This window comes from Streptomyces sp. NPDC001415, from assembly GCF_053597395.1.
This window is the reverse complement of record NZ_JBSFIE010000011.1, coordinates 241,736-252,658: the sequence shown is the minus strand read 5'-3', so window position 1 is coordinate 252,658 and position 10,923 is coordinate 241,736. Positions and strand designations below refer to the sequence as shown.

The 10,923-nt window shown below is 72.3% G+C and carries 10 protein-coding genes; 2 read left to right on the top strand and 8 right to left on the bottom strand.

Annotated features, from left to right (window positions below):
* Window positions 1–137: 137 nt before the first annotated feature.
* The 6 genes from ACWC2B_RS18085 to ACWC2B_RS18060 form a co-directional block, all read right to left on the bottom strand.
* On the bottom strand, window positions 138–938 hold the full coding sequence (locus ACWC2B_RS18085; protein WP_450717594.1) for a DUF6227 family protein: 801 nt from the start codon (window positions 936–938) through the stop codon (window positions 138–140).
* 223 nt (window positions 939–1,161) lie between these two features.
* Window positions 1,162–2,463 (bottom strand): Ig-like domain-containing protein, encoded by a 1,302-nt coding sequence (locus ACWC2B_RS18080; protein WP_450717562.1) that lies wholly within the window; start codon window positions 2,461–2,463, stop codon window positions 1,162–1,164.
* A gap of 112 nt (window positions 2,464–2,575) precedes the next feature.
* Window positions 2,576–3,598 carry a P1 family peptidase gene (locus ACWC2B_RS18075; protein ID WP_450717560.1) on the bottom strand — a complete coding sequence of 341 codons (1,023 nt, stop codon included), beginning with the start codon at window positions 3,596–3,598 and terminating at the stop codon, window positions 2,576–2,578.
* A gap of 73 nt (window positions 3,599–3,671) precedes the next feature.
* Complete coding sequence (locus ACWC2B_RS18070; protein ID WP_450717558.1) at window positions 3,672–4,496, bottom strand: SDR family oxidoreductase; 825 nt, start codon at window positions 4,494–4,496, stop codon at window positions 3,672–3,674.
* Between the two features lie 455 nt (window positions 4,497–4,951).
* Window positions 4,952–7,633, bottom strand: coding sequence for a BTAD domain-containing putative transcriptional regulator (locus ACWC2B_RS18065; protein WP_450717556.1), 2,682 nt, complete (start codon window positions 7,631–7,633; stop codon window positions 4,952–4,954).
* A gap of 293 nt (window positions 7,634–7,926) precedes the next feature.
* Entirely contained in the window at window positions 7,927–9,072 is a 1,146-nt protein-coding gene (locus tag ACWC2B_RS18060; protein ID WP_450717554.1) for a low temperature requirement protein A, read from the bottom strand.
* A 347-nt stretch (window positions 9,073–9,419) separates the two neighbouring features.
* Between ACWC2B_RS18060 and ACWC2B_RS18055 the strand changes: the two genes are divergently transcribed.
* Together ACWC2B_RS18055 and ACWC2B_RS18050 are read left to right on the top strand one after the other, a co-directional pair.
* Entirely contained in the window at window positions 9,420–9,935 is a 516-nt protein-coding gene (locus ACWC2B_RS18055; RefSeq protein WP_450717552.1) for a cupin domain-containing protein, read from the top strand.
* Window positions 9,932–10,330, top strand: coding sequence for a VOC family protein (locus ACWC2B_RS18050; RefSeq protein ID WP_450717550.1), 399 nt, complete (start codon window positions 9,932–9,934; stop codon window positions 10,328–10,330). Before ACWC2B_RS18055 ends, ACWC2B_RS18050 begins: the two co-directional genes overlap by 4 nt.
* A gap of 33 nt (window positions 10,331–10,363) precedes the next feature.
* Here the strand turns inward: ACWC2B_RS18050 and ACWC2B_RS18045 are convergent, their stop codons facing one another.
* Both ACWC2B_RS18045 and ACWC2B_RS18040 read right to left on the bottom strand, forming a co-directional pair.
* Window positions 10,364–10,558 carry a hypothetical protein gene (locus tag ACWC2B_RS18045; protein WP_450717548.1) on the bottom strand — a complete coding sequence of 65 codons (195 nt, stop codon included), beginning with the start codon at window positions 10,556–10,558 and terminating at the stop codon, window positions 10,364–10,366.
* A 17-nt stretch (window positions 10,559–10,575) separates the two neighbouring features.
* Entirely contained in the window at window positions 10,576–10,704 is a 129-nt protein-coding gene (locus tag ACWC2B_RS18040) for a hypothetical protein (RefSeq protein ID WP_450717546.1), read from the bottom strand.
* Window positions 10,705–10,923 lie beyond the last annotated feature (219 nt).

Sequence of the window (10,923 nt, the reverse complement as noted above, 5' to 3'; positions counted from 1 at the left end):
CCCTAGTAGCTCCGCTACGAGGACCTTCCGGCGCCTTGCGATCGCACGCACCAGACGCCGCGGTCTGATCCGGACGGGGTTTAGACACAGGCTCTGAGGTGAGGGCCCGCGCGTCCTTCGGGGTGCGGGCGCGGCCCTCAACTCACGTGTGCGCGGCGCTCCATGGCGGTTCTGGCGGCCTGCTCGGTCGCGTACACCTCGCACATGTGGCGGCCGTCCGGGGTCGCCGTGTGCTCGACCTCCCACAGGCTCAGCTCGCCGCCGTCGAGCAGCAGGAACGCGTGCTCGTACAGCGTGAACGCGGCGTCGCCCCCGGGTGTGCGGCAGCGGCTGCCGAAGGCCTGGGTGATCCGGTGCGCGTGCGCGGCCCGCAGCCTGAGCGCGGTGCGCTCGCCGGGCCGGTCCGGGTTCTCGGCGCGGCGCAGGAGCCGGCGCGCGTGGTCCGCCGAGTCGTCCGGCGCGTACGGGCAGGGGCGCGGTGCGGCGCGGTCGTGCTCCGTGAGGGAGTCGGGGCCGAACCCGGCCTCCCAGCAGTCCTCGAAGTCCTGCAACGGATCGCAGGCGCCACCCCCGTATGTGCCCAACTCGGCTTCCAGCGCGCCGAATTCGTCGTCCGGGTGGGCCGCCTCCTGGGGGAGGGCCCTGTGGCGCAGCCGGGCGGCGGCGACGCGGGCGTCCTCCTCGGCCGCGTACACCTCGTGCGCGTACTCGCGGCCGTCGTGATAGGCGAGCTCCCACAGGGTGACGGTGGTGCCGTCCAGGAGCAGATAGCAGTGCCGGTACGTCTCGCGGCTGAGGCGGTGGCCGCCGGGGCCCGCCGCCGAGGTGTGCAGCGAGGAGTGCAGCGAAGTGGTGTGCGCCATCGCCAGGGCGAGGCGTTCGACGAGCTCGTCCGGCAGGTCGAAGGAGTTCAGGGCCCGCCCCAGGAGTACGGCCACCTGTTCCTGGGGCGAATCGTCGCCGGGGCCGCGCTCGCCGTCGAGCGGGTGGGGCACATGGAGCACCAAGGCTTCTCCTGGCCGTCGCTGTTGGTCACGTAGAAGGTGCTCAACGTAGCCCCTGGGGGCGGATCGCGCAGCGGGCATGGCCGAAACTTTTCCGGCCGGCACCCCGAGAAAGGGCTACCGGCCGGTCAAGTCGCCTATGGGGACAGGTGGTTGGTCAGGAGGAGCTGTCCGCCGTCCACTGCGCCCAGGGCAGGTTCCAGCCGTTGAGGCCGTTGTCCGGGGCGATGGTCTTGTCGGGCGAGCCCTTCACGACGACCACGTCACCGATGATGCTGTGGTCGAACATCCACTTGGCCGGAGTGTCGCCGCCGGCGCCCTTCACGTCCTTCATGCCGACGCAGCCGTGGCTGGTGCCCTCGTTGCCGAAGGGGTCGGTGGTGGCCCAGTAGTTGCCGTGGATGAAGGTGCCCGAGGTCGACAGGCGCATCGCGTGCGGCACGTCCTTGATGTCGTACTCGCCGCCGAAGCCCACGCTGTCACCGTTCATGCGGGTCTGCGTGAACTTCTCCGAGATCACCATCTGCCCGTTGTAGGTGGGGTGTTCGGCGCTTCCGGTCGACACCGGAATCGTCTTGACGGTCTTGCCGTCCTGCTGGATGGTCATCTCCTGCGTCTTCACGTCGACGGTGGAGACCTGGTTGCGGCCGATGGTGAAGGTGACTTCCTTCTTCTGCACGCCGTAGACGCCCTTGGCGCCCTCCACCTTGTCCAGGTCGATCTTCATCGTGACCTTGGAGCCGGCCTTCCAGTACTCCTCGGGACGGAAGTCCAGACGCTGGGAGTTGAACCAGTGCCCGACGACCTGCTGGCCGCTGCTGCTGGTCACCGTGATGTGCGACAGGACGTCCTTCTTGTTGGTGATCGCCTTGTTGAAGTCGAAGGACACCGGCATGCCGACGCCGACCGTGGAGCCGTCGTCGGGGGTGTAGTTGGCGATGAAGCTGTCCTTGGCCGAGACGGTGGAGAACTGCGAGTTCTCCACCGCGGCCCGCCCCTTGTCGTCCTTGCCGCTCGCGGCGATCTTGTACTGGGTGCCGCGCTCGATCTTGCCGGTCGGCTTCCAGGACAGTCCGTCGGCGGCGAGCGTGCCGGGCACGGCCTTGCCGCCCTGCACCTCGGTCATCGTCACCTCGGACAGCTTGCCGCCCTCGGCCTTGACGGTGACGTCGTTGATGGAGGCGTTGGTGGAGCCGTTCTTCGCCGAGATGGTGATCTTCAGCGTGGAGGCGTCCTTGGCGGCCGAGGCGTCCGTGCCCTTGCCGCCCTTGGCGTCGTCGTTCGCCTTGGCGTCGCCGCCGCAGGCGGTCAGCGCGAGCGCGCCGACCAGGAGTCCCGCCGCCCCCGCGACGAGCCGGACCCGACGCCGGGCAAGCGGACGCGCGGGGCGCGGGGTGCTGCTGAACTGCTGAGGCTGCGCTGCGTTGTCCGACGCCGGCGGTGTCACGGGCTGCTCCATGTCTGCGAGATGTACTGCGAAATGAATCCAGTACGGACATAGAGAACCCAAATGGCCCAATGGTTGCGAGAGGAGATGGTGACGGCGGTCACAGTTGAGGCTCTCTCGACCCTCAACTCCCGTACAGATCCCCATAAGAGAGGAAAGTCCCCCCGGGCCCCTCGACGCTCTCGGCGGCCCGCACGCCCCGCACGATCGCCCGTGCGACGACGTCCGCCCCGGCGGCGAGGACGTGGTTCAACTCTTCGGGGCTCAGGGGCCCGTCCGTCCTGCTGGGGCCGGAATCATGCGATCCGGTGGCGAGGGCGAAGATCGTGTCCCCGTCGTGCATCAGGTGTACGGGGCGAATGGCGCGAGCGAGCCCGTCGTGCGAGGTCCCGGCGAGCTTCTGGGCCTGCGGCCGGGTGAGCCGGGCGTCGGTGGCGACGACGGCGAGGGTCGTGTTGAGCGGCGGCACGTCTTGGCGCGTGGCGGCGAGTCGAGCCTGGGCGGCCAAGTGGCGCTCAGAAGAGGGCAGTTGGGGCGCCGGGGCGTCCCCGTACTCTCCGTAGAGGGCGCCGTTGCGGGGGTCGACGGGGGAGCCGACGGCGTTGACGACGGCGAGGGCGGCCACCGTGACCCCGGAGGCGAGGGTGACGCCGGCGGTGCCGACGCCGCCCTTGAGGCCGCCGACCACGGCACCGATCCCGGCCCCCACGTTGCCCTCCGCGACCTCGACCCCGGCGGCATCGACGGCCGCCCGGCCCACGGAGGCGTCGGGCCGGGCCCGCCAGTCGCCGCCGCGCCCCAGGTCGAACAGGCAGGCCGCGGGCACGACCGGGACCACCTGGTACGGCTCGGGCCCCACCCGCACCCCGCGCCCCTGCTCCTCCAGCCAGGCCATCACCCCGGCCGCCGCGTCGAGCCCGTACGCGCTGCCGCCGGTCAGCACGACGGCGTCGATCCGCTCGACGACGTTCTTCGGGTCGAGGGCGTCGGTCTCCCGGGTGCCCGGGCCGCCCCCGCGCACCTCGACGGCGGCGACCGCGCCGCCGGGCGGGGCGAGCACGACGGTCGTACCGCTCAGGGCATTGGGTCCCGGCACGGCCGCGTGCCCGACCCGGAACCCGGCGACATCGGTGAGGGATTTGTTCATGAGGCCATCCCTACCACGGCAGTTGGGGTCGGAGGCTGGGAGGTTGGGCACGGGGTGGGTTGTTCGCGCGGGGTCAGAGCTTCGGCCCCAGGTAGGTTCCGCCGGAGGCGTCGAGGACGTGGCCGGTGATCCAGCGGCCGTCGTCCGAGGCCAGGAACGCGACCGGGTCCGCGATGTCGGCGGGCTGCCCGATCCACGGCAGCGCCTGAGCCTTGATCATCATCGCCTCCATCTCGGGCGAGGACCGCAGGAAGGCGCGGGTCCGATCGGTCTCGGTCGGCCCCGGCGCGACCAGGTTGACCGTGATCCGCCGGGCGCCGACCTCGTTGGCGAGGGTCCGGGTGTACGTCTCCATCGCCCCCTTCGTCATCGTGTACGCCAACTCGTCGCCGAGCGCGATCCGTGTGACGGCGGAGCCGATGTTGATGATGCGGCCGCCGTCGCGCAGGGCGGGCAGCAGGCGCTGGGCGAGGAAGAAGGGGGCGCGTACGTTCACCGCGAAGAGGCGGTCGAAGAGGTCGGGCGTCGTGTCCGCGTACGGCAAGTGCCCCGTGGCGGCGGCGTTGTTGACGAGGATGTCGAGGAACTCCTCACCGGTGTGGGCGCGCAGTCCGCTGCGGACGGCGTCGGCGAGCTGCTCGACGCCGTCGACGGTGTCGAGTTCGGCCCCCACGGCGAAGGCGCGGCCGCCGTTCGCGACGATCGCGTCGACCGTGTCCTGGGCGGCGGGGCCGTCGTACCCGTAGTGCACGGCGACGAGGGCCCCTTCCGCGGCCAGCCGCAGCGCGATGCCACGGCCGATGCCTCGGGAGGCGCCGGTGACGAGGGCGGTCTTGCCGGCGAGGGTGACGGGACGGTCGGGGTTCTGGCCGGCCTCGGTGCTGAGCTGCTGCGACATGGTGTGCTCCCTGTGGTGACCCTGCGGGCGGCTGGCCCGGCGGGGTTTCTGCCGGGGGCTTGTCCCTCCGACACCGCCGACTCTGGCGGCGCCCGCTCACCGGGCACGCACGGGGCGCGCACGAGCGCGCACGAGCGCTGACGGGGTGGGGGTAGGGGGCGTGGTGAGTGCGGGGCGCCTGGGGGGGCTGGGGGGACTGGGGGGGGCTGGTGTTGGGTGCGGGTCGGTGGTGGCTGGTCGCGCAGTTCCCCGCGTCCCTAAACCCGCTTTCGTCCGCAGACCGTGTGTGGGTGGTCGCGCAGTTCCCCGCGCCCCTAGCAGGATTGTCCTGGTCCGCACGGACATCAACGGGCCGCAGCCGGGACACCTCACCCTCGGAGGCCGCGCGGCGGAGCCGCAGAGTGTCACAGCGGGAAGGGGCGGGGGGCATCCGGGGTCTGGGGCGGAGCCCCAGGTCAGCGTGCTGGGCAGGCGGCCAGGGCCGTGCGGGCCGCAGCCAGCGCCGCAGGGGTTCCCGCCCGCCGAGCCGCCACCAGCGCCCGCTCGAAGTCGGCCCGGGCGGACGCCAACCGCCCAGCCCCGCGCAGCAGTTCCGCGCGCTCACGCAACAGGTCCGCGATGTCCTCCCAGCACCCCAGCTCCTCGAACAGCGCCAGCGCCTCATCCATGCAGCCCAGCGCGGCCTCGGCGTCGCCCCGGGCCGCCGAAACCCCGGCGAGGCCCGCCAGTGTCGTGGCCGTCCCCCACCGCTCACCCAGCACGCGGAACGCGACGAGCGCCCCCGACAGGGCACGCGAAGCCTCCTCCACCCGGCCGTGGAAGAGGTGGAGATGCCCCGAACCCGCCCGCGCGAGCGCCCGGGACCAGGGGTCGGGCCCGGCCAGCTCCGGCCGCTCGGCTCCTGCGGACGGCCCCGCCGCGATCGCCCAGAGGAACGCCGTGAACGGCTGCCGGAACGGCCGGTCCCGCTCGGCGACGATCCGCGCCGCCCGCGCCCGGTCCGCGTCCGGAACCGCCCCGCCCACCCCGGCCGCGAGCACGCACAACACGTACGCCTCGTCGAAATCGAAGCCGGCTCCGGAGCCGGCCTCCAGTACGCCGCCACCCTCAAGCGCCGCCAGCAACTCGGCCGCGACGGGCGCCACATCGGCCCGCAGGCCCCGCAGCCACCAGAAGGAGGAGAGTGCCGTCAGCAGGCGCAGGGCGGACGGATGGTCGCGGCGGGTCGCCCGGACCAGCGCCGCCCGCAGGTTCGCGTGCTCCGCCGAGAGCCGCTTCAGCCAGTGGAGCTGGTCCGCCGAACGGAGCTCGGGGTCGGCCGCCTCGGCAAGTTCGAGGAAGTACGCGGTGTGCGCTGCTCCCACCAAGTCCCGCGAGGATGCGGGCAGTTGATCGGCTGCGTACGCCCGAATCGTCTCCAGCATGCGATACCGACCTGCCTCCGCCACCGCCCCTGCCCCCGCCCCCGCCTCCACTTCCACGAGTGACTTGTCGGTGAGGGAGGCCAGCAGATCCTCGGAGTCGCGGCCGGCGCCGCAGCCCGCGTCGGACCTCGCGCCGCAGACCCGCCCCGCCGCGTCGGACCTCGCGCCGCAGACCCGCCCCGCCGCCTCGGACGTGGCGCCGCCCGAGAAGACGGTCAGCCGCGCCGCGAACTCGCGCTCCTCGTCGCTGAGCAGCGACCAGCTCCACTCGACCACCGCCCGCAGCGTCCGGTGCCGCTCCGGCTTGGTGCGGTCGCCGCGCGACAGGAGCCGGAAGCGGTCGTCGAGCCGGTCCGCGATCTGAGCCAGCGGGAGCTGCCGCAGCCGCGCGGCGGCCAGCTCGATGGCGAGCGGAAGCCCATCGAGAGAGTCGCAAATAGCTTGTACCGTACGGGAGTTGGTCTGGTCGAGCGCGAATTCGGGGCGTACGGCGACCGCCCGGTCCGTGAAGAGACGTACGGCCGCATCCGTGTCCAGCGGCCCCACCGGACGCAGCGACTCGCCCGTGATGCCCAGGGCCTCGCGGCTGGTCGCCAGGATGCGCAGGCCGGGGCAGTGGGACAGCAGACGGTGGGCGAGGGCGGCGGCGTCCTCGATGATCTGCTCGCAGTTGTCGAGGATCAGCAGCACGGCACGGTCCCGCAGGGCCTCGACCAGCGCCGACTCGGGATCGTCGGCGCCGCTGTCGCGCAGGCCGAGGGCGCCGCGTACGGCCAGGGCGGTACGGGGCGCGGCGGACAGGTCGACGAAGCACACCTCGCCGGGCAGCCGCGTGGCCGCCTCCAGGGCGAGCCGTGTCTTGCCCGTCCCGCCCGTGCCGATCAGCGTGACGAGGCGTGAGGACCCCAACAGGCCGACCAGCGTGGTCAGTTCACGGTCGCGGCCGACGAAGGAGGTCAGCTGGGCGGGCAGGCGCGATGCGGTGGCGGGCCGGGCATCCTCGCCGCGCAGGATCGACAGGTGGACCGCCGCCAGCTCGGGGGAGGGGTCGGCGCCGAGCTCCTCGGCAAGGAGCGTCCGAGCCGTCTCGTACTCGGCGAGCGCCTCCGCGCCCCGCCCGCCGCGACGCAGCGCCCGCATCAACTGGCCGCGCAGCCGCTCGCGCAGCGGATGTGCCGCGACCGCCTCCCGCAGCCAGGGCAGCAGCTCGGACGGGTCGCCGCCGAGGGCGAGTTGGGCCTCGGCGAGCTCCTCGACGGCGCCCGCGCGCAACTCCTCCAGGCGTGCGCTCTGCGCGGCGGCGAAGGGCGCGTGGGCGACATCCGCGAGCGCGGGTCCGCGCCACAGTTCCAGCGCCTCGCGCAGCAGCACGGCCGCGCGCCCCGCATCGCCCGCCTCGCGGGCCCGGGCGCCGTCCCTGGCGAGCCGTTCGAAGCGGAGTACGTCCACGTCCTCGGGGTCGGCCACGAGGCGGTAGCCGGCCGGCCCGTACTCGATGTCCACGCACTTGCGCAGCCGGGACACCTGAGACTGCAGCGCGCCCGCCGCCCCGGCCGGCGGCTCCTCCCCGTACAGCGCGTCCACGAGCCGCTCGGCCGGGACGGTGTGCCCGGCGTTCAGCACGAGGAAGGCGAGCAGCGAGCGCAGCCGGGGCCCTGCGGGGGCGGGTGCGGGGCCGGTCATGTGCAGCGGGCCGAGCAGGAGGTAGCGCATGCGGCCGATTGTGACGCAGTTCCTCACGGCCCTGTCAGGGCAGGGGGCGGGCGCTGTCGGGCTGAGCCCGGCCCCCTTGCCGCCGTTCGGCTGCGGACCGTGCGTGGTTGCTCGCTCCCCCAAGTTCTCGGCTCCGCTCGAACAGGGGACCCCCATCGCGGCGGAGCCGCACATGTCACAGCCCCGCGCCCCTAGCAGTACTGGTGCTGGCCAGTACGCCACCCCCGGAGGCCACGCGGCGGAGCCGCAGAGTGTCACAGCGGGAAGGGGCGGGGTGGGGAATCTCCCCCGGGTCACCCCCCGGCCGGGACCCCGCGCCGGCTCAGCGTCCAGCCGACCGCCACGGTCACCGCCGCCACACCCCCCGCGAGCGGCACCGCCGTACGCCCCGCGAACGTACACCCCAGAATCACCAACGCCGAGACCGGCAAGGTCAGTTGCTGAGCCGGGCCGCGCTTGAAGTGGCGGGAGTGCAGCCCCCACACCGTCAGCATGAACAGCGCCGCCGGAACCGTCACCGCGGACGCCGCCGCGATCGCCGAGATGTGCGCCTTGCCAACCGTCTGCTCGATCGCGACCTCCATGCCCGCCCCGATCGCCGCCGCCGACGCGAGCACTGCGTAATGCCCGTAACCCCACACGAAACCCTGCCGGTTGGAGGACAGGTGGTCGTGGATGGGTACCGCGAAATAGATCCACCACGCGGCGAACACGATGAGCAGCCCGCCCGCCGCGAGCGGCAGCAGATCGCCGAGCTCGTCGTGCTCGTCGATGGCCTCCTGCACGGCGATGGTGGCGGCCGACACCGTCTCGCCGAGCACGATGAGCGTGAACAACCCGTACCGCTCGGCGATGTGGTGCGGATGCCAGCTGGTGCTGCGGCGGCGTTCGGCGAGCATCGGTACGGAGAGTTCGGCCAGGGCGAGCACCGGGAACACCCAGGTGCGGGCGGAGTCCGGGACGAACAGCATGCCGACCCAGCCGAGCTGGCACACCACGAGCCCGGCCGCGTACCGCAGACACACCTGGCGTTCGGCCGGGTCCTCGCAGCTCAGGGCGGCCCTCAGCCATTGGCTGGTCAGCGCGAGCCGCATCACGATGTAGCCGATGACGCTGATCGTGAAGTCACCGTCGTCGAACGCGCGCGGCACGCCCGCCGCCAGGATCAGCACGCCGGTGATCTGGACGAGCGTCACGACCCGGTACGGCGCGTCGTCGGTGTCGTACGCCGAGGCGAACCACGTGAAGTTCATCCACGCCCACCAGATCGCGAAGAACACCGCCGCATAACCGGCCAGCCCCGCGCCGACGTGCCCCTCGGCGAGAGCGTGGACGAGCCGGGCGCCGGCCTGGGCGACGGCGACGACGAAGCAGAGGTCGAAGAAGAGTTCCAGCGGGGTCGAGGCGCGGTGCTCCTCGTGGCGGCTGCGTGCGGTCATGCGTGGCATGCGCACAGCACAGCAGACGGCCGGGTGCGCCAGGCGGCCAACACTTCAGGCCGTACGGATTCGTACCGGTTCAGCGGTTCAGCACAAGGCGGGCGAGGGGGGATGGAGGTCGGCGATCGTCGGCGATCGGCGGCGCGGATACGGCGCGGATACGGTGTGGACGCCGGGGGCGCGTCGCGGGGCGTACGGGGGTGCCGTCGGCCGGAGGTGTGGCGGCGGTGACCGTGGCGGTCGGCTCGGACCGCCCGCCGAACGGAAGCGGGGCCTCCAGATTGGCCCAGTTAGATCACGTCAAATTGGCCTGTCCATAGGGCCATTCAAGATCGTAGGGTCGAGTCATGACCCAGGAAACCCCCTCCCAGATCGCCCCGCCGTTCCAGCCCGTGCTCACCCGTCGCGGCGATGCCGAGACCTGTGCGGACCCCAGCAGCGTCATGACGCTGCTCGCCGACTCGGACCGTACGGCCGACGGCTTCACCACCTACCGGTCCACGTTCGCCAAGGGGGCCGTGGGGGCGCCCGCGCACTTCCACACCAAGGCGACGGAGCTGTTCTTCGTGATCAGCGGGTCCCTCCAGGTGCTGGTGGGCGAGGAGGTCACCGTCCTGGAGGCGGGCGACTTCCTGGCCGTGCCGCCGCACACCCCGCACGCCTTCGCCGCCGCGCCCGGCTGCGAGGCGGACGTCCTGTTCGTGTTCACCCCGGGCATGGGCCGCTTCGACTATCTGCGTCTGCTCGGCCGGGTCATGCGCGGCGAGGCCGATCCGAAGGAGATCGCCGAGTCGGCCGAGCGGTTCGACAACCACTACTGCGACAGCCCCGCCTGGCGCGCTGCTCTGGAGGCGTCCGCGTGATCGATGCCGCGACCCACGTCCGGGTGGCCAGGCCCTCGCGGGACCTCGCCGCCGCCGAACACTTCTACGTGGACGGCCTCGGCCTGGACGTCCTGTGGCGCACCACCGAGCGCGTCCCCGGCGAGCACGACCTCGTGATGGTCGGCTCGCCCGGCGGCGCCTGGCACTTCGAGCTGACCCACGACCCCGAGCACCCGCTGGAGCCAACGCCGACGGTGGACGACCTGTTCGTGGTCTACCTCGGCATCCCCGTGGACGAGGCCCTGGTCAACCGCCTCGTCGCGGCCGGCGGAACCCGGGTCCGCGCGAACAACCCGTACTGGGACGAGTACGGAGTCACCATCGCCGACCCGGACGGCTACCGCCTGGTCCTGTGCTCCCGCACCTGGGGCTGAGCCGACCTCGAACCATCACGCGTGCCTGACCGCTCACCCTGGCCAACGGCGGTCCCAGGGGTGACCCAACTCCGCGTGGACATAGGCGAGTTCAACCCAGTCGGTGGCCATCTGAGGGTCGCCGATCTCAGCCGCCTCGATCCCGAGCGCCTTGACCTGGGCGCATACGGGGCATGTCTTCGGGTCGATCCGGCCGGGGCGTGGTTTCGTGAAGTCCGTGGCGTTCACGGTCCCCCTCCGGGTGGTCAGCGCTCGTGGGGGTGCCGCCGGATGGCCTCGGTGGCTCGGGTCACGTCGGCGGGGTTGCCCGCCATGTGCGCGTGCGCGCGGGCCGTGCTGGCGGCCGAGCAGGTGCCGCATCCGGGGTGAGGCACGGGTTCGAGCCGAGCCGCATGCGTCGCGGGAGATGCCATACGTTCCAACCGCCTTTGCAGCCCTTGCAGTCCGGCCAGTACTGCCCTGAATTACGTCATCGCGCGGTGGCGCGTACGGGCCCCGCGAGACCCAGCCCGGGGCGAGGCGCCAGAAGCCACCTCCCGTATCGAGCCCTGGCAACTCCGTTGCGGAATCCACAGGTTGAGGATTTGGGGGCT